Annotated in this window: 20 protein-coding genes and 1 tRNA gene; 10 read left to right on the forward strand and 11 right to left on the reverse strand. The window is 72.0% G+C overall.

Translation table 11 applies throughout. The features are described 5' to 3' along the window. Window positions 1-44 precede the first annotated feature (44 nt). The 6 genes from ASG88_RS13820 to ASG88_RS13845 are packed head-to-tail and all read right to left on the reverse strand — an operon-like array spanning window position 45 to window position 6900. A complete protein-coding gene (locus tag ASG88_RS13820) occupies window positions 45-1574 on the reverse strand; it encodes a serine/threonine protein kinase (protein WP_056888019.1) in 1530 nt (509 codons plus the stop codon). Beyond that, on the reverse strand, window positions 1571-3031 hold the full coding sequence (locus ASG88_RS13825) for a peptidoglycan D,D-transpeptidase FtsI family protein (RefSeq protein ID WP_056888020.1): 1461 nt from the start codon (window positions 3029-3031) through the stop codon (window positions 1571-1573). Before ASG88_RS13825 ends, ASG88_RS13820 begins: the two co-directional genes overlap by 4 nt. After that, on the reverse strand, window positions 3028-4437 hold the full coding sequence (locus ASG88_RS13830) for an FtsW/RodA/SpoVE family cell cycle protein (protein ID WP_056888021.1): 1410 nt from the start codon (window positions 4435-4437) through the stop codon (window positions 3028-3030). Before ASG88_RS13830 ends, ASG88_RS13825 begins: the two co-directional genes overlap by 4 nt. Continuing rightward, window positions 4437-5714, reverse strand: a complete 1278-nt coding sequence (locus ASG88_RS13835) for a PP2C family protein-serine/threonine phosphatase (protein WP_056888022.1) — start codon at window positions 5712-5714, stop codon at window positions 4437-4439. Before ASG88_RS13835 ends, ASG88_RS13830 begins: the two co-directional genes overlap by 1 nt. A gap of 13 nt (window positions 5715-5727) precedes the next feature. After that, on the reverse strand, window positions 5728-6204 hold the full coding sequence (locus tag ASG88_RS13840) for an FHA domain-containing protein (protein WP_056888023.1): 477 nt from the start codon (window positions 6202-6204) through the stop codon (window positions 5728-5730). 3 nt (window positions 6205-6207) lie between these two features. Beyond that, the gene (locus ASG88_RS13845) at window positions 6208-6900 is read right to left on the reverse strand and encodes an FhaA domain-containing protein (protein WP_082600437.1); all 693 of its coding nucleotides are present in this window, start codon (window positions 6898-6900) and stop codon (window positions 6208-6210) included. A 148-nt stretch (window positions 6901-7048) separates the two neighbouring features. Here ASG88_RS13845 and ASG88_RS13850 point away from each other — a divergent pair. Continuing rightward, window positions 7049-7134: transfer RNA gene (locus ASG88_RS13850), tRNA-Leu, on the forward strand. Between the two features lie 60 nt (window positions 7135-7194). On the opposite strand, the gene ASG88_RS13855 is transcribed toward ASG88_RS13850, so the two are convergent. Both ASG88_RS13855 and ASG88_RS13860 read right to left on the reverse strand, forming a co-directional pair. Continuing rightward, a complete protein-coding gene (locus ASG88_RS13855) occupies window positions 7195-10098 on the reverse strand; it encodes an arylsulfatase (RefSeq protein WP_056888024.1) in 2904 nt (967 codons plus the stop codon). A gap of 215 nt (window positions 10099-10313) precedes the next feature. Continuing rightward, window positions 10314-11435 carry a hypothetical protein gene (locus tag ASG88_RS13860; protein ID WP_157559735.1) on the reverse strand — a complete coding sequence of 374 codons (1122 nt, stop codon included), beginning with the start codon at window positions 11433-11435 and terminating at the stop codon, window positions 10314-10316. A 144-nt stretch (window positions 11436-11579) separates the two neighbouring features. Here ASG88_RS13860 and ASG88_RS13865 point away from each other — a divergent pair, with 144 nt between their 5' ends. The 4 genes from ASG88_RS13865 to ASG88_RS13880 all read left to right on the forward strand — a co-directional run bounded on the left by ASG88_RS13865 (window position 11580) and on the right by ASG88_RS13880 (window position 14785). Next, entirely contained in the window at window positions 11580-12089 is a 510-nt protein-coding gene (locus ASG88_RS13865) for a hypothetical protein (RefSeq protein ID WP_056888026.1), read from the forward strand. Between the two features lie 43 nt (window positions 12090-12132). Continuing rightward, a complete protein-coding gene (locus tag ASG88_RS13870; protein ID WP_056888027.1) occupies window positions 12133-12609 on the forward strand; it encodes a glutathione peroxidase in 477 nt (158 codons plus the stop codon). Between the two features lie 75 nt (window positions 12610-12684). Then, window positions 12685-14064: an NAD-dependent malic enzyme gene (locus ASG88_RS13875; RefSeq protein WP_056888028.1), complete on the forward strand. Its 1380-nt coding sequence runs from the start codon at window positions 12685-12687 to the stop codon at window positions 14062-14064. Window positions 14065-14131: 67 nt separating this feature from the next. Beyond that, window positions 14132-14785: a hypothetical protein gene (locus tag ASG88_RS13880; RefSeq protein WP_056888029.1), complete on the forward strand. Its 654-nt coding sequence runs from the start codon at window positions 14132-14134 to the stop codon at window positions 14783-14785. Between the two features lie 27 nt (window positions 14786-14812). Here ASG88_RS13880 and ASG88_RS13885 read toward each other — a convergent pair whose 3' ends face one another. Continuing rightward, window positions 14813-16906, reverse strand: a complete 2094-nt coding sequence (locus ASG88_RS13885) for an MMPL family transporter (protein WP_056888030.1) — start codon at window positions 16904-16906, stop codon at window positions 14813-14815. Between the two features lie 74 nt (window positions 16907-16980). Between ASG88_RS13885 and ASG88_RS13890 the strand changes: the two genes are divergently transcribed. Continuing rightward, window positions 16981-17508 (forward strand): MarR family winged helix-turn-helix transcriptional regulator, encoded by a 528-nt coding sequence (locus ASG88_RS13890; protein WP_082600438.1) that lies wholly within the window; start codon window positions 16981-16983, stop codon window positions 17506-17508. 22 nt (window positions 17509-17530) lie between these two features. Then, the gene (locus tag ASG88_RS13895) at window positions 17531-19069 is read left to right on the forward strand and encodes a fused MFS/spermidine synthase (RefSeq protein ID WP_235534852.1); all 1539 of its coding nucleotides are present in this window, start codon (window positions 17531-17533) and stop codon (window positions 19067-19069) included. A gap of 3 nt (window positions 19070-19072) precedes the next feature. Here the strand turns inward: ASG88_RS13895 and ppgK are convergent, their stop codons facing one another. Continuing rightward, complete coding sequence (ppgK, locus tag ASG88_RS13900) at window positions 19073-19828, reverse strand: polyphosphate--glucose phosphotransferase (protein WP_056888031.1); 756 nt, start codon at window positions 19826-19828, stop codon at window positions 19073-19075. A gap of 60 nt (window positions 19829-19888) precedes the next feature. Further along, window positions 19889-20476, reverse strand: a complete 588-nt coding sequence (locus ASG88_RS13905) for a dienelactone hydrolase family protein (protein WP_056888032.1) — start codon at window positions 20474-20476, stop codon at window positions 19889-19891. A 76-nt stretch (window positions 20477-20552) separates the two neighbouring features. Between ASG88_RS13905 and ASG88_RS13910 the strand changes: the two genes are divergently transcribed. The 3 genes from ASG88_RS13910 to ASG88_RS13920 all read left to right on the forward strand — a co-directional run bounded on the left by ASG88_RS13910 (window position 20553) and on the right by ASG88_RS13920 (window position 23532). Continuing rightward, complete coding sequence (locus tag ASG88_RS13910) at window positions 20553-21341, forward strand: maleylpyruvate isomerase family mycothiol-dependent enzyme (protein WP_056888033.1); 789 nt, start codon at window positions 20553-20555, stop codon at window positions 21339-21341. Between the two features lie 110 nt (window positions 21342-21451). Beyond that, window positions 21452-22891, forward strand: a complete 1440-nt coding sequence (locus tag ASG88_RS24070; RefSeq protein WP_056888034.1) for a fatty acid desaturase — start codon at window positions 21452-21454, stop codon at window positions 22889-22891. A 65-nt stretch (window positions 22892-22956) separates the two neighbouring features. Further along, complete coding sequence (locus ASG88_RS13920; RefSeq protein WP_056888035.1) at window positions 22957-23532, forward strand: TetR/AcrR family transcriptional regulator; 576 nt, start codon at window positions 22957-22959, stop codon at window positions 23530-23532. The last annotated feature ends 13 nt before the right edge of the window (window positions 23533-23545 follow it).

Genomic DNA, 23545 nt, shown 5'->3' on the forward strand with positions numbered 1-23545 from the left:
TCGCCCTCTCGGTGCGCAGGTGGTGTGACTGGTCGTGTCGCTCATCAGGTCGGACTGTCCGTCGGTGTCGGCTCGGTCGTGGGGCTGGTGGGTTCCTCGGTCGGCGTCTCCTGCGGTGCCGGCTTGCCCCAGTAGGACACGGTCACCGTGTCGCCCGGCGCCAGCGTGCCGGACGGGTCGACCGCGAGGACGGCGTTCTCCGTCTCGGTGCCCGGGTTGTCGACCCGCTCCTTGCGCACCTTGAGGCCGAGGTCCCGCAGCTCCGGCTCCACGTCCTTGACGTCGCGCCCGACGTACGACGCCTCGTCGACCTCGACGCCCGGCTCGTCGGTGGGTGTCTCCGAGGTCGGGGTCTCGGAGGTGGGCGTCTCTGACGGCTCGGAGGTGGTCTCGCTCGGGGTCCGGCTGGGCGTCTGCGACGGGGTCGGCTGCTCCGGCCCGTCGTCGGGGGTCGTGTCGTCGCCCAGCGCCTGCACCAGGACGAGCGCGGCCACGCCCAGCGCGAGGGCCAGCAGCACCCACGGCAGCCAGCCCGGCAGGCCGCGCCGGGAACGGTCGTCGGCGGGCGGGGAGGGCGGTACCGGGGCAGGGGAGGCCTGGGAGGCGGCCGGCACCGGCGCGATGACCTGCGTCCGGGTCGGCTCGTCGTCATCCGGGAGCCCGGCGACCACCGGGGCGACCACCGTCGTCGCCCCCGCCGAGGCTGCTCCCGAGGGGTCCCGCAGCGCGGCCGCGAAGGCCTCGCCGTCGGCGTACCGCTCGGACGGGTCCTTGGCCATCGACCGCCGTACGACGGCGGCGAGGTCGGCCGGGACCGCGTCGGGCGGGTCGGGGACCGGCTCGCGGAGGTGGGCGATGGCGGTGGCCACCGGGGTGTCGGCGAGGAAGGGCTTGCGGCCCGCGAGGCACTCGAAGGCGACCACGCCGAGGGCGTAGACGTCGGAGGCCGAGGTGGCGCGCTTGCCCTCGGCCTGCTCGGGCGAGATGTAGGCCGGCGTGCCCATCACCTGACCGGTCTCGGTGAGCGACATCCCCTCGGCGGCGCGGGCGATCCCGAAGTCGGTCACCTTGGTGCGACGGTCCGGGGTGATGATCAGGTTGCCGGGCTTGACGTCGCGGTGCACGATCCCGCTCTTGTGCGCGGCGCCGAGCGCCACGGCGGCCTGGCCGAGCAGGTCACGCACGACCTCGGGGTCCATCGGAGCGTGGGGACGCAGCAGGTTGGACAGCGGCTGGCCCTCGACCAGCTCCATCACCAGGAACGGCCGCGGCGAGGTCGAGCCGTCGACGGGGGACGCCTCGCCGAAGTCGAAGACGCTGGCGATGCCCGGGTGGTGGAGGGAGCCGGCGTGCCGGGCCTCGGTCTCGAAGCGGGTGCGGAAGAGCGCGTCGTCGGCGTACTCCGGCTTGAGGACCTTGACCGCGACCGGGCGGGACAGCACCGTGTCGGTGCCGCGCCAGACCTCGCCCATGCCGCCGGTGGCGATCCGCGAGGTGAGGGCGTATCGGTGGCCGTCGTCGGCCCAGCGGTCCGGCGTGTCGCCGGTGGAGGGCCCGGTGGGAGGAGTCGTCACGGGTTGAGCACCGCCTCCATGACGGCCTTGGCGATCGGGCCGCCGAGCCGGCCGCCGGCGATGTCGCCGGGGGCCGTGTTGCTGGACTGCACGAGCACCGCCACGGCGACCTTGGGGTCGTCCGCGGGGGCGAAGGAGGTGAACCAGGCGTACGGCGGCCGCGAGTCGGTCGACTCGGCGGTGCCGGTCTTGCCGGCGACCCGCACGCCGGGGATCGCCGCGGCGAACGCCGTGCCCTCGTCGACCGTCGCCACCATCATCTCGGTGAGGTCGTCGGCGGTGCTCACCGAGACGGCCTGCGAGAGCTCGGACTCCTCGGTCTTGTCGAGCAGCGAGAGGTTGGGCGCGCGGACCTCGTCCACCACGTAGGGCCGCATGACCACGCCGTCGTTGGCGATGCCGGCCGAGACCAGGGCCATCTGGAGCGGGGTCGCGGTGACGCTCGACTGGCCGATGCCCGAGAGCGCGGTCTGCGGCGGGTCCATGTCGGGCGGGTAGAGCGAGCGGGCCTGCCCGTCGAGGTCCTCCAGCGAGGTCGCGTTGAAGCCGAACTTCTCGGCCTGCTCGGTCATCGCCTCGATGCCCAGCTCGTCGGCCAGGGACAGGAACGTGACGTTGCAGGAGACCTGGAGCGCCTGGGTCAGGGTGATCCGGTTGCCGCCGCAGTCGCCGCCGCCCTGGTTGCCGACCTCGGTCGTCGACTGCGGGAGCTGGTAGGACGTGCCGCCGGGCACGATCGACTCGGCGTCGTAGTCGCCGGACTCGATCGCGGCGGCCGCGGTCACCAGCTTGAAGGTCGACCCCGGGGGCAGCGTGGTGCCGATGCTGCGGTTGATGAGCGGCTCGGCCGGGTCCTGCTCGAGCTGCTGGAAGGTCTCGGTCACCGCACCGAAGTCGTGGGTTGCCAGCGTGTTGGGGTCGTACGTCGGGTTGGAGACCATCGCGAGGACCTTGCCGGTCGCCGGCTCGATGGCCACCACGGCGCCCTGCACGTCCTCGCCCAGCGCACGCAGCCCCTCGTACGCCGCGGTCTGGGCGTCGGGGTCGATGGTGAGCTGGACGTTGCCGCCCTTGGGGTCGGTGTTGCTGAGCATGTCGACCAGCCGGGTGACGAAGAGCCGAGAGTCCTCGCCGGAGAGCACGTCGTTCTGCGAGCGCTCGATGCCGGACTGGCTGTAGTAGGAGAAGAACCCGGTGAGGGGGGCGTACTTGAAGGGCTGCGGGTAGACGCGCTGGAAGTCGTAGGCGTCGTCGCTGGGCACGCTGCGCGCGACCGGGTCCTTGCCGACGAGGATCGCGCCGCGCTCGCGGGAGAACGCCGCGGTGATGACGCGGCGGTTCTGCGGGTCCTCGGTGAGCTCGCCCGAGCGGACGTACATGAGGTACGTCGCGTTGAGCATGAGGGCGAGGAAGAGCACGAGGCAGAAGAGGGAGATCGTGCGGATCGGCTTGTTCACCTCAGCTTCACCACCTGGGTCGACTCGCTGTCGGAGCCGGTGTCGGAGTCGGCCTCACTGAGGCGCGGGGCGGGGCGTCGGGCCTGGTCGGAGATGCGCAGCAGGAGCGCGATCACCACCCAGTTGGCCACCAGCGACGAGCCGCCGTAGGACAGGAAGGGCGTGGTCAGGCCGGTGAGCGGGATCAGGCCGGTCACGCCGCCGACGACCACGAAGACCTGCAGCGCGAAGATGCTGCCCAGGCCGACGGCCATCAGCTTGCCGAAGCCGTCGCGGGAGATGAGTGCGATGCGCAGCGCCCGCTCGACGATGAGGCCGTAGCAGAGGATGACGGCCAGGACGGCGGTCAGCCCGAGCTCCTCGCCGATGGCCGGGACGATGAAGTCGGACTCGGCGTAGGGGATGCGGCAGGGCGCGCCCTCGCCGAAGCCGCGGCCGATGAGGCCGCCCCAGCCCATCCCGAACAGGCCCTCCACCAGCTGGCCCGAGCCGGGGGTCTGGTCGTAGTAGGCCATCGGGTCGAGCCAGATGTTGACGCGGTTCTGGACGTGGCCGAAGGCCTGCCAGCCGGCGAACGCCCCGGCGGCGAACAGGGCCGTGCCCACCACCAGCCAGCCCGGCCGCTCGGTGGCGACGTACAGCATGATCAGGAAGATCCCGAAGAACAGCAGCGAGGAGCCGAGGTCGCGCTGGAAGACCAGGATGAACATGCTGACCGCCCACATGCCCAGGATCGGGCCGAGGTCGCGACCGCGCGGCAGGTCGATGAAGAGCACCCGTCGCCCGGCCAGGGCCAGCGCGTCGCGGTGCAGCACGAGGTAGCCGGCGAAGGCGATGACCAGCAGGACCTTGGCGACCTCGCCGGGCTGGAAGCTGAACGGACCGACGGAGATCCAGATCTTGGCGCCGTTGACCGTGTTGCCGATGATCGGGAACATCGGCAGCAGCAGCAGCACGATGGCGGCCAGGCCGGTCGTGTAGGTCAGGCGCTGGAGCAGGCGGTGGTCGCGCAGCAGCCCGAGGGTGGCGACGAAGAGCACCACGCCCAGCGTCATCCAGATGAGCTGCTGGCGGGCGAAGGTGTCGTTGTCGACGCACTGGGCGGTGTTGTCGAGGTCGAGGCGGTGGATGACCGCCAGGCCGAGGCCGTTGAGTGCCGCGACGAGGGGCAGCAGCACCGGGTCGGCGTACGGCGCGAAGATGCGGACCGCGACGTGGGCGACCACGATGAGGGCCGTCAGCCACCCGCCGTACCCGACGATGTCGGCCGGGATCGTGCCCTCCATCCCGAGGCCGACGGCGGCGTAGGCGCCGATGCCGACCGCGAGGGCGAGCAGGAGCAGGAAGAGCTCCGCGCCCCGGCGCTGCCGGTGCACGAATCCCATCAGGGTGTGGTTCTGGCTCATCAGCCCGTGCTCGTCTCGGTGGGCACGTCCTGACGGGCGGCGTAGTTGTCCACCGTGGCGCGGGCGTCGTCGAGGTCCCTGGCCTCGATGCCCTCGGCCACCTGCTCGGCGTCGATCTCGCTCAGGTTGGCGAGGTCGACGTCGGTGACCTCGTAGGGGTGCGAGATCTCGATGCCGGGGATCTCGGCGTTGAGGCCGCGGAAGATCGTCACCCGAGAGTCGGAGACGCCGACGTAGAACTGCTGCTGGCTCCACGACCACATGGCCGCCAGGGCCACCCAGATGACGCCGAGGACCACGGCGAGGGCGAGCAGGCGCTTGAGCCAGGTGTACCGGGCCGGCGGACGCGGGGCGTAGCGCTGGGCCTCGCGGTCGATCGGGTCGGAGGGGATGACGTGCATGTCCGCCGGCAGGTCGTCGGGCACCGGGTCGATCTCGCCGGTGTCGCCGGAGCGGTGCCCCCGGAAGAGGCCGCGGCCCGTGACGCCGCCGGTCGCCTTGCGGGGCAGGTCGGCGGCCGCGCCCACCAGCAGGGGCTGGAGGTCCGGGTCGGGCTCGGTGTCGATGACGTCGGCGACCACGCAGGTGACGTTGTCGCTGCTCCCGGCCTCCAGGCTGGCGCGGACCAGCTCGACGGCGGCGTAGTCGGGGGTGCCGGTGGCGAGGATGTCGGCCATCCGGGCGTCGTCGAGGGTGCCGCACGCGCCGTCGCTGCACAGGAAGATGCGGTCCCCGACCTCGAGGGGGACCTCGAAGAGGTCGGGCTCCTCGTGCCGGACGCCGTCGAGGGCCTTGAGGATGAGGTTGCGGTGCGGGTGCACGCGCGACTCCTCCTCGCTGATGCGCCCCTCGTCGATCAGGCTCTGGACGAAGGTGTGGTCGTGGGTCAGCTGGCGCAGCTCGCCGCCGCGGAACAGGTAGCCGCGGCTGTCGCCGAGGTGCCCGACGCCGAGCCGGCTGCCGTCGAAGAGCGCCACGGTCGCCGTGGTGCTCGTGCCGCTGAGCTCGGGGTCCTCCTCGACGAGCTCGCCGATCCGGTCGTCGGCCCGGTGGATCGCGCCGGCGACCAGGGCGAGCAGGTCGTCGGTGGGCTCGGCGTCGAGCTTGCGCAGCTGCTGGACGGCGGTGCTGCTGGCCAGGTCGCCGCGCGCCGCCCCGCCGACGCCGTCGCAGACCGTGAGCAGCCAGGGTCCGGCGTAGCCGGAGTCCTGGTTGTCGCGGCGCACGCGGCCGACGTCGGAGATGGCGCTGTACGCCAGGTGCAGCGGTCCGGTCATGGGGAGGAGGTCCCTACTTCCGCAGCTCGAGGATGGTCTTGCCGATGCGCACCTGGATGCCGAGGCCGATGGTGGTGGGCTGGGTGATGCGCACGGAGCCGACGTAGGTGCCGTTGGTCGAGCCGAGGTCCTCCACGAACCAGTCGTCGCCGCTGGCGGCCACCCGGGCGTGGCGGGTCGAGACGTAGTCGTCGTCGAGGCGGATCGCCGCGTCGTTGCCGCGTCCGATCAGCAGGGGGGCGTCCTCGAGCTCGGCACGGGCGCCGGTGTTGTCGCCCTCGACCACGATCAGGTGGGTGGGCGAGCCGCGGCGGCGCGACGGGGTCTTGGCCTTGGACTTGCCACGGGCGGGAGCGGCCGCGCCGCGGGCGGTCTCGGGGACCCGGGCGCCGAACATGTCGGAGCGGATCACCGAGATCGCCGACAGCACGAAGATCCACAGGATCGCGAGGTAGGCGAAGCGGATGAGGAACAGGGTGAGCTCGGACACGACCTAGCCCTCCTCGGTGACGCGGACCGTCATGGTGGTGTGGCCGATCTTGACCTCGCTGCCGTCGCGCAGGCCCGCACGGCCGACCTTGGCGCCGTTGACGAGCATGCCGTTGGTGGAGCCGAGGTCGACGACCTCGAGGTCCTCGCCGTTGACCAGGAACTCGATGTGCCGGCGGCTCACGCCCGGGTCGTTGATGCGGAGGTCGGCCTCGGTGCCGCGCCCGACGACGAGGCCGGGGGCACGCAGCGGGTGGCGGGTGCCGTTGACCTCGAGGACGGCCCGCGCGGCCCGGGTGCGGGTGCGCTGGTCGTTGTCGGTGACGCTGGCCTCGGCACGGCTCAGGATGCGGAAGCGACCGGTCGTCAGGTCGTCGGCCGCCTCGAAGTCGACGTGCACCGGCCCGGTGAAGACGTAGCCCTGGGCGTCGGCGTGGTCCTTGAGCTGGTCGACGAGCTCGCGCTCCATCGCGTCGTCGTAGCCCTGCAGGCGCTCGAGGTCGACGCCGGCGAGCTGCACGAGGAACCGGTTGGGCACCAGCCGACGGTCGCGGCTCATGATCTGCGCGTTGTTGTCGCACTCGCGCTGGAGCGCCGCGGCGATCTCGACGGGCTGCACCGCGCTGCGGAACGCGCGGGCGAACACCCCGGAGATCATCTGCTCGAGCCTGCGCTCGAATCGCTGCAGTGCATTCACGTCGTGCGCCTCCTCTCGACGGCCGTCGGGTCTGGCCGATCGTACTGTCAGGGGACCGGCCGTCCGGGCACCACCGCGACCGAACGCCGCCCCGGGACGGCGATTGTGACGCCTCCGCGGCCGTGGGATAGCCTTGCCCTCGCTTCACGCGCGAGTGGCGGAACGGCAGACGCGCTGCGTTCAGGTCGCAGTGTCCGAAAGGGCGTGGGGGTTCAAATCCCCCCTCGCGCACCACATGACAACAGCCCCAGGTCTTCGGACCCGGGGCTTTGTCTGTTCCTGGGGGCGGCTCCCTCAGCCGGCGGCCCCGTGCGCGACCGCGGCCCGCGCGGTCGCCTCGTGCAGCGAGACCTCCGAGTCGTGGGCGTGTGGCGCGAGGTCGAACACGACGTCTCGCACCGTTCCGGTGAAGGCGTACGGCGCGCGGTCCTCGTAGTCCAGGTCGACCACACCGCCGTTGTCCCGTCCGATGTCCATGCCGGCGTACGTGGTGAAGAGCATGGCGATGCTGCGGGGCATGTCGCCCTCGCCGATCTGCCGGTCGTCGGCCCACAGGGTGACGTGACCACCGGTGCCCGGCCTGGACTCGTCCGCCTCGAACAGCATCGTGAGGGTGACGTCGCCGGTCGGGATCGGCTCGGTCGAGGTCTGGCGGTAGGTGTCGACGCCGAGGAACTGGTAGGTGTGGTTGAGCAGGCCCTTCTCGTCGACCCAGAGGGCGAAGCCGCCGATGAAGTCCGCGAAGGCCACGAGCACGCCCTCGGCGCCGTCATCGGGCACGTGGACGTGTGCCTCGATGCTGTAGGAGCGGCCGTAGATGCGCGGGATCATCGTCGTCTGGATGTTCTGGACGTCGCCGGCGAACGTGAAGCGGGTCTGCGTCGGCATGGGCGGCAGGATCCCGAAGAAGGCCGCGAACCCGCCCAGCAGCGGCAGGACGTGGTTGCGCTCGGCCTCGGCCCAGAAGAGCTCGACCAGCTCGCTCACCTTGTCGGGGTGCTCGGAGGCCAGGTCGTGGGCCTGGGAGAAGTCGTCGGGCAGGAAGTAGAGCTCCCAGACGTCGCTCTCGGGGTCCCAGTCGCTGCCCGGGCCGAACCGGGCCAGTGTCTCGGGAGAGAAGTCCCAGGGCAGCTTGTCGAGCTTGGTGCACGCCCACCAGCCCTCCTTGTAGATGGCGCGGCTGCCGTACATCTCGAAGTACTGCACGGTGTGCTGCTCCTCCGCTGCCGGGGCGTCGAAGGTGTACGCGAAGCTCGTGCCGTCCATCGGCTCCTGGTCGACGCCGTCGACGACGGTGGGCTCGGGGAGTCCGATGACCTCGAGCACCGTGGGCACCACGTCGATGCAGTGGGTGAACTGTGTGCGCAGGTCACCACCGGCAGGGACCTTGCGGGGCCAGGAGATGACCATCGGGTCGCGGGTGCCGCCCAGGTGGGAGGCCATCTGCTTGCCCCACCGGAAGGGGGTGTTGTTGGCGTGTGCCCAGGCCGCGGCGAAGTGCGGTGCGGTGTGGAAGCCACCGAGCTCGGCGATGCCGCCGTACTTCTCGATGAGCGCGAGCTGCTCCTCCGCCTCGAACACGACGCCGTTGAAGAACGTCGTCTCGTTGAAGGACCCGGTCACGGTGCCCTCCATGGACGCGCCGTTGTCGCCCCAGATGTAGATGACCAGGGTGTTGTCGAGCTCGCCGAGCTCCTCGACGGAGTCCAGCAGCCGGCCCACGTTCCAGTCGGCGTTCTCGGAGAAGCCGGCGAACACCTCCATCTGGCGGGCGTAGAGCCTGCGCTCGGCCTCGGAGAGGGTGTCCCAGGCGGGGAAGGCGTCCGGGCGCGGCGCGAGCTCGGTGTCGGGAGGGACCACGCCGAGCTTCTTCTGGCGCTCCAGGGTCTGCTCGCGGTAGGCGTCCCAGCCGTCGTCGAACTGGCCCTTGTACTTGTCGGCCCATTCCTTGGCGACGTGGTGCGGCGCGTGGGTCGCGCCGGTGGAGTAGTAGACGAACCAGGGCTTCTCGGCGTCCTGCGCCCGCACCGCGTGCAGCCACTCGACCGTCTTGTCGGTGATGTCGTCGGGGAAGTAGTAGACCTTGTCGTCCTCGTCCTCCGGGACGCCGAGGGTGGAGTTGTCCTGGGTGATGATCGGGTCGTACTGGCCCGCCGCGCCGGTCAGGAAGCCCCACCAGTGGTCGAACCCCCATCCCGTGGGCCAGTGGTCGAACGACCCGGCGGCGCCCATGTCGCGCCCCGGTGTCATGTGCCACTTGCCGAAACCACCGGTGATGTAGCCGTTCTCCCGCAGGATGCGGGGAAGGGCGGTGCAGGCCTGGGGCCTGACGCCGGTGTAGCCGGGGAAGGGGCCGGGGAACTCGGCGATCCCGCCCATGCCCACCCGGTGGTGGTTGCGACCCGTGAGCAGGGCCGCGCGGGTCGGGGAGCAGACGGCGGTGACGTGGAAGCGGTTGTAGGTGATGCCCTGCTGCTGCACGCGCGTGAGGTTCGGGGTGCGGATGCCGCCACCGAAGGTGTCCGGGCCGCCGAAGCCGGCGTCGTCGATGAGCACGATGAGCACGTTCGGGGCGTCGTCCGGAGGCTTCTTGCCCGCCACGATGGTCCAGTCGCCGACCGAGTCGTCGATGGTGCGGCCCGCCACCCCGCTGAACTGCTTGTCGGGCAGGGGGAGCACGGAGCGGTCGGGTGAGAACTTGCCCATGGCCTCGGCCAGCTTCACCTTGAGCTCGTCGATGCCCTTTTCGTCACTCTCGACGACGGACTTCAGGGGCGCACCCGGGAGCGCGCGCTCGACGGCCAACCGGGCGTCGGCCGGGAAGACACCGATGATGACGGCCGTGCCGGCCTCGAGGGCGGCGCCGACCTGCTCCTGGACGGCAGCGGTCAGCTTGTTGCCGGCGAAGTGCCCCACGACGGCACCGGCAGCCGCACCCACCGCGACGGCCCCGAGCATCGGTGGAGCGAACATCCCGATGAGCACACCGGTGCCACCGCCCCACCCGGCACCGCGCCGTCCCACGTGGTTGCCGGTGTCCATGAGCCGGGGCTCGCCGTCGCTGTCCTTGCCGACCAGGATCATGCCGGCGCTGCTCAGCTCCTTGGCCTCGACCTTCGCGGCGAGTGCCCGGAACTCCGCCTCGGCGGTGTCGACGTCCGGGTAGCCGGCGACGATCAGCATCTGGGTGTCACTCATGACGTGCTCCCATCGGGCCTGCCGGCGCCCGCCGGGTGGGCCATCGGTGCGGTCCAGACCGGGTAGTTCCTCGGACCCGCGTTCGAGCATGGCCACGTCCTGCGGGCGGGGCATCCTCCTGACCGGGTGAGATGGCCCTGGGGTCCGGACGCCACAGTGGCGGCGGACGACGCCGGGACCCGAGCATCCCGTGTCGTCCGCCGCCACCGCGGGGGTCAGTGGTCGGCGTGCTCCTCGACCAGGTCGACGACCTCGCGACCGGGCGAGACGACGCCGCCGGTGAGGACCTGACCGCCGGTCCGGGCCTGGTAGCGGCCGCGGTACTTCGTCAGGCAGCCCTTGGAGGCACCCAGCGAACGGAGCCCGGCGAGGTCGCCGGCCTCGTAGCGCGAGTAGTAGCCGCCCACGGCGGGCGAGCGGTTGCCCGGGTGCATGACCTGGACGTCGTCGGCGAAGTGGTCGAGACCGAACGCGTGGCCGAGCTCGTGGATGAGCACCAGCCCCATGGTCTCGTGTCCCGGGTCGTCCATGGTCATGGGGTACTCCGCGCCGTACGCCATGTTCATCGTGACGCCGGGGGTCTTGATCCGCCAGGTCGGCTTCTTGCCCTTCTTGAACTGCGCGACCGGCGAGGGGCCGGTGCCACCGACGCCGACCGCGCCGACGAGGCGGGGGTCGAGGTCCTGGTGCGACCAGGCGACGACGAGGTCGGTGCCCCGGGGGTGGCGGTCGCCACGGATCGGCACGGCGGTCGTGGTGCCGACGTACTTGGACTTGAATCCGGTCGCCCGCTCGAGGAGCTCCATCGCCTGCTGGGTCACCGGGACCGCGGCGGGGCCGCCGAGGCCCGGGTTGATGCGGTACTTCACGGTCTCGCACGGGTTCCAGCGGAAGGTGAGGCCGCGGTCGGAGAACGGGAGGTACGCCGACGCGGAGCCGCGCGGCGTCCACGGCACGGCGACGGAGAACTTCTTCGCCTTGAAGGTCCTGGCCCGGAAGCTCTTCTTCCGCGGGACCAGCACGCGCAGCTTGTGGGCGCCGTACCAGTCGAACGAGCCGGTGAACTTGTACGTGCCCTTGCGCTTGGTGCGCGTCTTGTCGATCGTGTGCCAGCCGTCGGCCCACTTCACCTGGAGGGCGACCTTGCGCCGGGGCCCGGAGGCCTTGCCCCTGATGGCGTAGCCGGAGGTGCCTGCAGTCCAGGAGGTGTTGCCGTAGGACACCTTGCCCTGCGTGCGCTTGCCGGCGGCGGAGGCCGGTGAGGCGGCGAGACTGGTGAGGACCAGGGCGAGCACGGCGACGAGCGCCATGCCTCCCAGGCGAGATCGGTGCGTCATGGGTGTCCCCTCGTGGTGGTCGCGATCAGGTGCCTTGTGCCACCGGGGGACGGCCCGCAAACCCCCCTCGCCGATACTGGTCGACATGTCCGGACCAGCCGTCGCGACCGACGCCGTCCTCCCGTCGACCGCCGAGGCCGCGCCGTGGAGTGGCTGAAGGCGCTGCTCGCCGACCGGCGGCGCGCCAAGAACGTCGCCGTCCTGGCCTTCGTGGTGGTGATGGTCAACCTCCCGCTGGCCCTGGCCACGTGGAACAACCTCCGCGTCGAGAGCGCCGGCACCGACGTGACCGCCGAGGTCACGGCTGCCCGCAACCTCGGCACGGCGGAGGAGCCGCGCTGGTGGGTGAGCTACCGCTTCCCCGAGGACGTCGACCCCGAGCAGGGCACGTGGGCGGGGGAGGTCGACCGCGCCACCTGGACGGCCGCCGAGGAGAGCGGGTCGATCACCGTCCGCGTCCTCGAGGGCGCACCGTCGCGGCACACGGTCTCCGGTGAGGTGCGCAGCTGGGTCGGGCTGTGGAGCACGCTGCTCTTCGACGCGATCCTGGTCGCCGTGCTGGTGCTGGTCTGGAGGGCCCGCGTCCTCGGTCGCAAGGACGCCGAGCCGGGTCGGGAGCCGGGGCCGGGCTCGGACCCCCGGCCCGAGGCGTGAGCACCCCACCCATCCGATCCACCCCCCACTCCGAAGGACGGGCATGACCTCCCTGGGCGACTTCAAGGCCACCGGCATCGACGGCACCGAGACCGACCTCGCGTCGTACGAGGGACAGGTGGTGCTCGTCGTGAACACCGCCTCGCAGTGCGGCTTCACCCCGCAGTACAAGGGCCTGCAGGAGCTGCAGGACACGTACGGCGAGCGCGGCTTCACCGTCCTCGGCTTCCCGTGCGACCAGTTCGGCGGCCAGGAGCCCGGCACCGACGAGGAGATCTCGGCGTTCTGCGAGCGCAACTTCGGTGTCGACTTCCCGCTGTTCGCCAAGGTGGACGTCAACGGCGACGAGGCGCACCCGCTCTTCGCGTGGCTGCGCAAGGAGAAGTCGGGGCTGCTCGGAGGCAAGATCAAGTGGAACTTCACCAAGTTCCTCATCGGCCGCGACGGCGCCGTGGTCGACCGCTTCGGACCGACGACCAAGCCGGAGAAGATCACCTCCGACATCGAGCGCGTCCTCTGATCCCACCGGGCGGTGTGCGTCTCACGGATCGCAGGTGACTTGCCCGTAACCTCCGGGCCGGGGGAGGGTCGACCCATGGCCGCCACCGCTTCGTCGTACTCGATCACCATGCGGTTGCACACCGCGCCCGACCACGGCGTCGTGGGGACCGTCGCCACGACGATCGCGGAGGGCGGCGGGATCGTCACCGCCATCGACGTCACCGAGTCGCGGCACGACCGCCTCGTCGTCGACGTCACCTGCTCCGCCTCCGACGAGGGCCACTCCAAGGAGCTCGTCGCCATGGTCGAGGGCCTCGAGGGCGTCGTGGTCCACAAGGTCAGCGACCGGACCTTCCTGCTGCACATCGGCGGCAAGATCTCGGTGGAGTCGAAGGTCCCGCTGCGCACCCGCGACGACCTGTCGATGGCCTACACCCCGGGCGTCGGCCGGGTCAGCATGGCGATCCACGACAACCCCGAGGACGTGCGCCGGCTCACCATCAAGGGCAACTCGGTCGCCGTGGTGACCGACGGGTCGGCCGTGCTCGGGCTCGGCAACATCGGTCCCGGCGCCGCCCTGCCGGTGATGGAGGGGAAGGCCGCGCTCTTCAAGCGCTTCGCCGACATCGACGCCTGGCCGATCTGCCTGGCCACCCAGGACACCGACGAGATCGTGCGTGCGGTCGAGATGATCGCGCCCGGCTTCGGTGGCATCAACCTCGAGGACATCGCGGCCCCGCGCTGCTTCGAGATCGAGCGCCGGCTGCGCGAGTCGCTCGACATCCCGGTCTTCCACGACGACCAGCACGGCACGGCCATCGTGGTGCTCGCGGCGCTCACCAACGCGCTGCGCTGCGTCAAGAAGTCGCTCGGTGACGTGCGCATCGTCGTCTCGGGCGCCGGTGCCGCCGGCACCGCGATCGTGACCCTCCTGCTCGCCGCCGGGGCCGGCGACGTCGTGGTCGTGGACCGCGAGGGCGCCCTCTCGGCCGACGACACCACCCTGTCGCCCGCCCACATCGAGCTGGCGGGCGCGACCAACCCGCGCCGCGTCACCGGCGGCCTCCACGACGTGCTCGTCGACGCCGACGTCTTCATCGGGGTGAGCGCGCCGGGCATCCTGGCGCCCGAGTGGATCGACGACATGGCCGACGACGCGATCGTCTTCGCGCTGGCCAACCCCGACCCCGAGGTCGACCCGGCCGAGGCCGGCAAGCGGGCGGCCGTGGTGGCCAGCGGCCGTTCCGACTACCCCAACCAGATCAACAACGTGCTGGCCTTCCCCGGCGTCTTCCGGGGCCTGCTCGACGCCCGCGCCGACCACGTCACCACCGACATGCTGCTGCGGGCGGCCGAGGCGATCGCCCTCGTCGTCACCGACGAGGAGCTCAACGCCTCCTTCATCATCCCCAGCGTCTTCCACCCCGACGTCGCCAAGAAGGTCGCCGCGGCGATCAGTCACCAGGAGTCCTGAGCGCCGCGCTTCACTAGGCTCCCCCTCGTGACGACCGACCGGTCGTGGCACGGAGGGGGAGACGGACATGAGCAACGACGGCACCAGCACGCCCGACGGACAGGACCCGTACACCGGCCAGCAGCCACCGGCACCGGGGCAGTCCCCGTACGGCCAGCCGGACCACGGGCAGCAGCCCGCGTACGGCCAGCCCGACTACGGGCAGCAGCCCGGGTACGGCCAGCCGGGGGCGTCGTACGGCGCACCGCCCGTCCCGGCGGAGCCGCCCGCGTCGATCCGGACCGCCGTGCTCCTGATGCGCGCGGGTGCCGTGCTCTCCCTGGTGAGCCTGCTGTCGACGTTCTTCCTCATCGACCAGATCCGCGACGAGGCCGAGCGGTCGCTGTCCGAGCAGGGCACCGAGCTGACGGGCACCACCCTCGACGCGGCCGTCGCGGTCGGCGTGGCGTTCGCGATCTTCTTCGGCCTGGTCGGGGTGGCGCTGTGGCTGTGGATGGCCTGGGCCAACGGCCGCGGCCGCAGCTGGGCGAGGATCGTGTCGTCGATCCTGTTCGGCCTCTCGGCCGCGTCGTTCCTCTTCTCGTTCACCCAGCCCCAGCCGCTGGTGACCACTCTCCTGGGAGTGGGCAACCTCGTGCTCGGGGCCGTGATCGTCTTCCTGCTGTGGAAGCGGGAGTCGAGCGACTTCTACGCCGCGGTGTCGGGCCAGCGCCAGCGCTGACCCGACCCCGCGGGTCCTCGTCCCGGATCAGGCCGGGGCGTCCTGGTGACCAGCGGCCGGCCCGACCGAGCGAGGCCACCAGAAGCGGTCGCCGAGCGTGAGCGCGAGCGCCGGCACCAGCACCGTGCGCACCACCAGGGTGTCGAGCAGCACGCCGATGCAGATCACCGTGCCCAGCTGGGCGAGCACGACCAGCGGCAGCACGCCGAGTACGGCGAACACCGCCGCGAGCAGGATGCCCGCGCTGGTGATCACGCCGCCGGTCGCGGTGAGCGCCCGCAGCATGCCCTGGCGCGAGCCGTGCACCGCCGCCTCCTCCCGGGCGCGGGTCACCAGGAAGATGTTGTAGTCGACGCCCAGCGCCACGAGGAACAGGAACGCCAGCAGCGGCACCCCGGAGTCGAGGGCCTCGAAGCCCAGCGGTCCGGTGAAGAGCCACCAGGAGACGCCCATGCTCGCGGCGTACGTCGCCAGCACGGTCGCGACGAGCAGCAGCGGCGCCACGACCGCCCGCAGCAGCAGGAACAGCGCGCCGAGGACGAGCAGCAGGATCAGCGGGAGGATCACCAGCCGGTCCCGCTGGGCGCTCTCGCCCTGGTCGATGAAGGTCGCCTCGGTGCCGGTGACGTGGGTGTCCTCGAAGGGGGCGACCGCGTCCCGGATGTCGGTGATCGTCGACCGCGACTCGTCGGTGCCGGGCTCGGCGGTGAGCACGGCGTCGATCTGGGTGATGCCGTCGCCCTGCTGGGTGATCGCGGCGGTCCCGACGCCGTCCACGGACTCGACCGTGGCCAGCACCTCCTCGCCGTCGTCCCGGCTGAGCACCTGGGCCGGGTCGGAGACGCCGGCCGGGAAGGACTCGCCTAGGCGCTCGGAGGCGGAGATCGCCTCGGGCTCGACGAGGAACTGGTCGGCCTGGTCGAGGCCGGTGTCGATCCGGAAGACGCCGATCGCCATGATCGCCAGGACCACCAGCGTGCCGGTGACGAACGCGGCCGGCCGCTTGGCGACGCGGGCGCCGACCTTGTGCCACAGCGAGTCGGTGTCGACCAGGGCCGGGTCCCCGACGTGCGGGACGCGCGGCCAGAAGACCCACCGGCCGAAGAGCACCAGGGCCGCGGGGAGCACGAGCAGGACGAAGGTCGCCGCGATCACCACGCCGATCGCACAGGCCAGGCCGAGGCCGCGGGTGGTGGGGACCACCGACAGCAGCAGGGTGAGGAGGCCGAGGACGACGGTGGTGGAGCTGGAGAGCACGGCCTCGGCCGTACGACGTACGGCGACGCTCATCGCGACGTACCGGGACTCGTGGGTCTTGAGCTCGTCGCGGTAGCGGGAGATGAGGAGCAGGGCGTAGTCCGTGCCCGCACCGAACACGAGCACGGACAGGATGCCGACGGTGGACTCGTCCCACGCGACGTCCAGCACGGCCATCACCTGCGTCGCGGTCACGGCGGCGAGCCGGTCGGCGATGCCGACGACGGTGAGCGGGATGAGCCACAGGACCGGGCTGCGGTAGGTGATCAGCAGGAGCAGCGCCACCACGCCGGCGGTCACCAGCAGCAGGTTGGCGTCGGCGCCCTCGAAGACGGCGGCCAGGTCGGCCTCGACGGCGGCCGGGCCGGTGACCTGGCTGGTGACCCCGTCGGGCCGGTCGGCGGCGAGGGTGTCGCGGAGCTCGGTGACCTGGTCGGAGTTGTCGGTGGCCGAGGTGGACTCGACGGGCACCACGGCGATCGCGGCGGTGCCGTCCTCGGCCACCGTCACGGGGCCGGTCGGGCCGGCGGGCACGGCGCCGAGCGCCTCGGCCTGGCGGCCGAGGTCGGCGACCACCGCGCGGCTGAGCTCACCGTCGTCGCTCGTCCACAGCACCACCGCCACCGGGGCGTCCTCGTCGGGGAGTGCGTCGCGCAGCTCGGTGCCCAGCGTGCTGTCGTAACCCTCGGGCAGGTTGTCCAGGCTCGTGCGCTCACGGCTGCCCTCGCCCATGCCCACGATCAGGGCCACGGCGACCAGCAGGGGGAGCAGGGCGACGAGCCACGCCGTACGACGGCGCAGCAGCGGCGAGACCCGCTGCTGGTCCTCGTCTGCGCGACCGCGTGGAAGGGTGGAGGTGGACATGACGGTCTCCTGGCGGGGGCTTGTGTGGAATAATCGTTCAGTACCTTAGTCGCTAAGTAGGTGAAAGACCAAGCATGAACACGACGCCGGACTCGCGAGGCGGCGCTGCCGAGGCGCCCGCCGACGCTGCTCCTGCCACCGCGTTCGCGGACGCGTGGGAGCAGACGGGCAGCCTCGAGGCGCTGCGCGAGTTCTCCGACGCGGCAGCCCGGATGCGCCCGATCGTGGCCCGGCAGGCCGGCCTCAGCGAGTCGGAGCTCGGCGCCCTGGAGCACCTGGTGCGGGGGCCGCTCGGCCCCGCGGAGCTGTCCCGGCTCCTCGAGGTGAGCACCGCCGCCGGCACCGGCATCGTCGACCGCCTGGCCAGCCACGGGCACGTCACCCGTGAGCCGCACGAGGGTGACCGGCGTCGTACGCAGGTCACGGTCACCCCGTCGGGACGCGAGGAGGTGCTCCGGCGGCTGATGCCGATGTTCATGTCGCTGCAGCGCCTCGACGCGTCGTTCGACGCCGAGGAGCGGGCGGTGGTCGAGCGCTACCTGCGGGGGGCGCTGGACGCCTTCCGCGCGGTCACCGAGCCGCCTGCCGATCCCGCCCCGTGACCCCGCTTGTCATGATCGGCCCATGAGCGACGGCGACCCGGCACCCGAACCCACCGTCACGCCGCCCGGTCCGCCCCCTGCCCCGTCCACGATGGGCGGCCCCGCCGCGGCGGCGCTCGTCTTCGGCTCCTCGGCCGCGGTCCTCGTCGTCGAGCTGGTGGCGCTGCGCCTCCTCGCGCCGTACCTCGGGCTCACCCTCGAGACCAACACCGTCGTCATCGGGGTCGCACTGACCGCGATCGCCGTCGGGTCCTGGTGGGGCGGCCGGCTGGCCGACCTGGTGCCGGCCCGGCGCCTGATCGGGCCGCTGCTGCTCGTGTCCGGGGTGACCGTGGCCGCCACGCCGTTCCTCGTGCGGCTCGCGGCCGAGTCGGCCGACGGCTCGATGCTCCTGCTCGCGGCCGGGCTGACGCTCTTCGTGCCCGGCGCCCTGCTCTCGGCCGTCACCCCGGCGGTGACCAAGCTGCGGCTCTCCAGCATCGCCGAGACCGGCACCGTCGTCGGCCGGTTGTCGGGGATCGGCACCGCGGGCGCGGTCGTCGGCACCGTGGTGACCGGCTTCGTCCTCGTCTCCCGGGTCCCGGTGACCGGCATCATGGTCGGCCTCGGGCTGGCGCTGGTGGTCGCCGCCGTCGCGGTCGAGGCCCGGCTCCGGCTGGTGCGCGGGGCCGCGGGTGCCTCGCTCGTGCTGGTGGCGCTGGGCGGGCTCGGCGGGGCGGTCGGCCCGGGCGGCTGCGACGCCGAGACGACGTACCACTGCGTGGTGGTCGAGCAGGACCCCGAGCGGGAGTCCGGCCGGGTGCTCGTGCTCGACGGCCTGCGGCACTCCTACGTCGACCTCGACGACGCCACGCACCTGGAGTTCGCCTATGTCCAGGCCATCGCGTCGGCCGTGGACACGGCGCTCCCCGGGCAGGAGGCGGTCGACGCCTACCACCTGGGCGCCGGGGCGCTGACCGTCCCGCGCTACCTCGACGCCGTCCGGCCGGGCTCGAGCAGCCTCGTCTCGGAGATCGACCGGGGCGTCGTGGACGCCGCGGTCTCGCGCGTGGGTGTGGACCTGCCCCCGGACATCGAGGTGCGCGTCGAGGACGGTCGCCTCGGGCTCGGCCGGCTCGGGGACGACACCCATGACCTGGTCGTGGGCGACGCCTTCGGCGGGGTCAGCGCGCCGTGGCACCTCGCCACCCGTGAGGCCGTCGGCGAGGTGGACCGGGTGCTGCGTGACGACGGGGTGTACGTCGCCAACCTCATCGACCACGGGCCGCTCGGCTTCGCCCGGGCCGAGGTGGCGACCCTCGCCTCGACCTTCGACCACGTGGCCCTGGCCGCCGACGCGGACACCGTCGGCCGCACTGCGGCAGCGGGCGGCAACCTGGTCGCCCTCGCCTCGGACCGCCCGCTGGACACCGCCGCCTGGCAGGCCCGGCTCGACGAGCGCGGCACCGACTGGCGGGTGATCACCGGCCGCGACCTCCGGTCGTGGGTGGACGGTGCCGACGTGCTCACAGACGAGCTCGCCCCCGTCGACCAGCTGCTGACGCCCTATCCCGTGGCCTGATCCTCAGGCGCCGTGCGCCGCCCGGGTCGCGACCAGGGCGGCGCCGATGATGCCGGCCTTGTTGCGGAGCTTGGCCGGGACGATCTCGGTCTCGATGTCGATGAGGTGCCCGAACTTGTCGAAGCTCTTGCTGACCCCGCCGCCGACCACGATCAGCTCGGGGGAGAAGAGCCGCTCGACCGTGCGGTAGTAGGTCGTGAGGCGCTCGGCCCAGTCCTCCCAGGAGAGCTCCTCCTTCTCGCGGGCGCTGTTGGCCGCCCGGGACTCCGCGTCGTACCCCTCGATCTCGAGGTGCCCGAGCTCGGAGTTGGGCACGAGCACGTCGTCGTGGATGAGCGCCGAGCCGATGCCGGTGCCGAGGGTGGTGACGATGACCAGTCCGGTGCGACCGCGCGCCGCGCCGTACTCGACCTCGGCCAGGCCGGCGGCGTCCGCGTCGTTGACGACGTGCACCTCGCGGCCCAGCGCCTCGGTGAAGACGGCGTCGGCGTCGGTGCCGATCCAGGACGGGTCGATGTTGGCGGCCGAGGAGACCATGCCGTGGCGGACGACCGCGGGCACGGTGACGCCGACGGGCGAGGTCGAGGCGGGGAAGTGGCCGACGAGGTCGCGGAAGACCTGCGCCACGGCCTCGGGGGTGGCCGGCTTGGGCGTGGAGATCTTGAATCGCTCCCCGGCGAAGTCGCCGGCGTCGAGGTCGACCGGCGCTCCCTTGATGCCGGTGCCGCCGAAGTCGATGCCGAAGGGGTCGTTGCTCATGGGTCCACCCTGCCGCAGGGTGTCCCGGGGGACCAGTCGGCCCCGTCGACGGCGCCCGCGTCAGTCGGCGACGAAGGCCAGCAGTCGGGCGTAGAACTCCTCGGCCGCCGCGGGGTCGTGCTCGTCGGGCAGGCCCGGCTCGTTGAAGAGGTGGCCGCCGCCCTCGTAGCGGAAGAGCTCGGGCGTCGCCCCGGCCTTCTCGACGTCCGCGACGAACTCGGCGCGCACTTCGGGGCCGTCGTCGAAGTCGTCGTGGGCACCCATGTGCTCCTGGGCCGGTACGCCGGAGGGCCAGGGGGTCGTGCCGTCGCCGAGGTACTTGGTGGGCATGGCGCCGCCCATGGCCACGACGCCGCGGACGTCGTCGGGGCGCTGCGTCGCGACGTACATCGCCAGCGCGGCACCCGACGAGAAGCCGACGGCGACGAAGGGGCCCTCGACCACCCGGGAGCGCTCCAGGGCCGTGGCCTCGTTGGTCGCGCCGGCCGCCCGAGCCCGCTCGAGCGCCGGCTCGTAGGAGTCGAAGGTCGTGCCGTCGAGGACGTCGACCACCTCCACGCGGTGCCCGGCCGCGCGCAGGCGGGCGGCGGTGTCGGTGACCCCGGTGCGGACGCCCAGGACGGAGGGGAACAGCAGGATGTCGGTCATGGCGCCCACGCTAGGGGGCGGCGGGGACGGCGAAAACCACGAGCGGACGCGTCCCGTCCTCTGTCACCGTGGCGACATGACGAACTCGTCCGCCCGACCCCGCCTCGGCGTCCCGCGCCACCTCGAGGGGCTGCGGGAGGCGATGGTCGCCTTCGTGCGGTACGCCGATCGCGCCGGGCTGCGCGCGCCCGTGCCGACCACGCCCGACTGGACCGTCCGGCGGCTCGTCGCCCACCAGGGCATGGTGCACCGCTGGGCGGTCGCCACGATCCAGGGCCGGCCGGTCGACCCGGACGCCCTCGAGCAGGAGGGGATCGACGCGGCCGACCCGCTCGACTGGCTCGGCGACGGTGCGATCGACCTCGTCACCGCGCTGGTCCGTGCGCCCGACGACCTCAGCGCCCCGGTGTTCCTCCGCGACGCGCCTGCGCCGCGGGAGTTCTGGGCGCGCCGGCAGTGCCACGAGACGACGATCCACGCCGTGGACGCGCTGGCGGCCCAGCTCGGTCGCCTCCCGCGGGCCGCGGACGCCGACTGGATCTCCGAGGAGGTCGCCCTCGACGGCATCGACGAGCTGCTCACCGGCTTCGTCACCCGGCCGCGCTCCCGGCTGCGGTCGCCCGAGCCGCACCGCATCGTCGTGCTCCCCGAGGACGGGGGCGTGGCCTGGACCGTGGACGTGGGCCCGACGCCCGCGGTGACCACCCGGGTCGACCCCGCCGCGCGCCCCGACGGGGACTCGTTGCTCCGGGGCTCCGCCGTGGCGCTCTACCTGACCCTCTGGAACCGCAGCGACGAGGTCACGCCCTGCTCGGACGACGACTGGGACGACACCTGGCGGGACGCCGGCATCACCTGGGGGTGAGGGGACTTCCACAGGTTTACAAACAGCACACTCTTGTCAAACAGGTTTACAAACCCTATGGTCCTGTAAACCCCGGAACCACGGCGTTCCCCTGACGGAAGGTGTTGGCCATGAGCCTCGAGCACTCGCTCAGCGGCACGGTCCCCTCGGGCTCCACCGACGGCTGGACCGACAAGAAGCGCTACCTGTGGCTGATCGGGCTGGTGGTGCCGAGCCTGGCGTTCCTCGGCATCGGCCTGCACCAGCTCACCGGCTGGGGGGTGTGGTTCTGGCTCGGCCCGATCGTCATCCTCGGCGTGGTCCCTGCCATCGACCTGGTCGTCGGGCTCGACCGCGCCAACCCGCCGGACGACGTGATCGAGGCGCTGGAGAACGACCGCTACTACCGCTGGATCACCTACCTCTTCCTGCCGATCCAGTACGCCGGGTTCGTCGGCGCGTTCTACCTGCTCGCGCACCCCGAGGCCATCGGCGGGATGGGCGTGCTCGACAAGGTCGGCATGGCCGTCTCGATCGGCTGCATCGGCGGGATCGGCATCAACACCGCCCACGAGCTCGGCCACAAGAAGGAGGCCAACGAGCGCTGGCTGTCCAAGATCGCGCTTGCCCAGGTCGCCTACGGCCACTTCTACATCGAGCACAACCGGGGCCACCACGTCCGCGTCGCCACCCCCGAGGACCCGGCGAGCAGCCGGCTCGGCGAGAGCTTCTACCGGTTCTGGCCGCGCACGGTCCTCGGCTCCCTGAGGTCCGCCTGGCGCCTGGAGAAGCGCCGCTACGCCCGCAGGAAGCAGCACCCCTTCCACCTCGGCAACGACGTGCTCAACGCCTGGCTGATGACGGCGGTGCTCTGGGGCGGCCTGGTGGCCTGGCTGGGCCCCGGCGTCGCGCCGTACCTCGTGCTCCAGGCGGTGGTCGGCTTCTCGCTGCTCGAGGTCGTGAACTACATGGAGCACTACGGGATGCTGCGGCAGAAGGTCGGGGTGGGCGAGCGCCGGCGCTACGAGCGCGTGCTGCCCAGCCACAGCTGGAACTCCAACAACATCGCCACCAACGTCCTGCTCTACCACCTCCAGCGGCACAGCGACCACCACGCCAACCCGACCAGGCGCTACCAGGCGCTGCGCGACTTCGAGGAGTCTCCGGTGCTGCCCACCGGCTACGCCGGGATGATCGTGCTGGCCATCGTCCCGCCCGTCTGGCGCCGGGTGATGGACCCCCGCGTGGTCGCACACTTCGGCGGCGACGTGAGCCGCGCCAACATCAGCCCGGGCCGGCGCGAGCGCTACCTCCGGAGGTACGGCGCCCTGTCGGTCGCCGTCGTCGACGAGCGGGAGGACGAGACGCCCGGCCTCGCCGAGGAGGTGCTGGCCGCCCGTTGCCCGGGCTGCGCCTACACCTACGAGGTCGCCGCCGGCGATGAGCACGAGGGCTTCGCCGCGGGCACCGCCTGGGCCGACGTCCCGGCCGACTGGACCTGCCCGGACTGCGGGGTCCGCGACAAGGCCGACTTCGTGCCGTTCGACCCGAGCAGGGCGGCGGCCCGATGAGGGTCGAGCTGCTGCTCGCCGACTGAGCGGAGCCGCCCCGCACGCGCCTGCCTAGACTCGGCGCCATGTCGACCCCTCGCGTGCCCACCCTGCGCGAACGGATCGTGACCGCCGCCGTCGTGATGACCACCGACGTGGGGTGGGCCAAGGTGACGATGGCCCGCCTCGCCGAGGCGGCCGGGGTCAGCCGGCAGACCGTCTACAACGAGATCGGGACCAAGGACGCGCTGGCCGAGGCGATGATCCTGGGCGAGCTCGACCGGTTCCTCACGGTGGTCGACGGGGCCTTCGAGCGGCACCCCGGCGACATCTCCGCGGCGATCGAGGCGGCGGCGTACGACGTGCTGGTCCTGGCCCAGGACAACGCCCTGCTCAAGGCGGTCGTGAGCGCCACGCACGGCGCCGACACCGAGCTGCTCCCGCTGCTGACCACCCACGCGGGGACCCTGCTCGCGACCGCCAAGACCGTCATCGAGGAGCGGGTGCAGGCCTTCGACCTCGACCTGGCCCCGCACCGGCTGGCGCCGGCGATCGACATGGTGGTCCGGGTCGTGCTGAGCCACATCATGCAGCCGTCGGGCTCGGCGCAGCAGACCGCCGCCGACCTCGCCTGGATGGCCCGGCAGGTGCTCGGCGGCTGAGCCCGAGCCGGCT

The organism is Nocardioides sp. Soil777 (assembly GCF_001428425.1).
GTDB lineage: Bacteria > Actinomycetota > Actinomycetes > Propionibacteriales > Nocardioidaceae > Nocardioides > Nocardioides terrigena.

Coding starts and splice junctions, on each gene's coding strand:
- ASG88_RS13880 (WP_056888029.1), top strand. CDS start 14,132: ATGAGCAACGACGGCACCAGCACGCCCGACGGACAGGACCCGTACACC.
- ASG88_RS13870 (WP_056888027.1), top strand. CDS start 12,133: ATGACCTCCCTGGGCGACTTCAAGGCCACCGGCATCGACGGCACCGAG.
- ASG88_RS13835 (WP_056888022.1), bottom strand. CDS start 5,714: ATGACCGGACCGCTGCACCTGGCGTACAGCGCCATCTCCGACGTCGGC.
- ASG88_RS13920 (WP_056888035.1), top strand. CDS start 22,957: ATGTCGACCCCTCGCGTGCCCACCCTGCGCGAACGGATCGTGACCGCC.
- ASG88_RS13910 (WP_056888033.1), top strand. CDS start 20,553: ATGACGAACTCGTCCGCCCGACCCCGCCTCGGCGTCCCGCGCCACCTC.
- ASG88_RS13905 (WP_056888032.1), bottom strand. CDS start 20,476: ATGACCGACATCCTGCTGTTCCCCTCCGTCCTGGGCGTCCGCACCGGG.
- ASG88_RS13860 (WP_157559735.1), bottom strand. CDS start 11,435: ATGACGCACCGATCTCGCCTGGGAGGCATGGCGCTCGTCGCCGTGCTC.
- ASG88_RS13895 (WP_235534852.1), top strand. CDS start 17,531: ATGAGCGACGGCGACCCGGCACCCGAACCCACCGTCACGCCGCCCGGT.
- ASG88_RS13875 (WP_056888028.1), top strand. CDS start 12,685: ATGGCCGCCACCGCTTCGTCGTACTCGATCACCATGCGGTTGCACACC.
- ASG88_RS13885 (WP_056888030.1), bottom strand. CDS start 16,906: ATGTCCACCTCCACCCTTCCACGCGGTCGCGCAGACGAGGACCAGCAG.
- ASG88_RS13855 (WP_056888024.1), bottom strand. CDS start 10,098: ATGAGTGACACCCAGATGCTGATCGTCGCCGGCTACCCGGACGTCGAC.
- ASG88_RS13890 (WP_082600438.1), top strand. CDS start 16,981: ATGAACACGACGCCGGACTCGCGAGGCGGCGCTGCCGAGGCGCCCGCC.
- ASG88_RS24070 (WP_056888034.1), top strand. CDS start 21,452: ATGAGCCTCGAGCACTCGCTCAGCGGCACGGTCCCCTCGGGCTCCACC.
- ASG88_RS13830 (WP_056888021.1), bottom strand. CDS start 4,437: ATGAGCCAGAACCACACCCTGATGGGATTCGTGCACCGGCAGCGCCGG.
- ppgK (WP_056888031.1), bottom strand. CDS start 19,828: ATGAGCAACGACCCCTTCGGCATCGACTTCGGCGGCACCGGCATCAAG.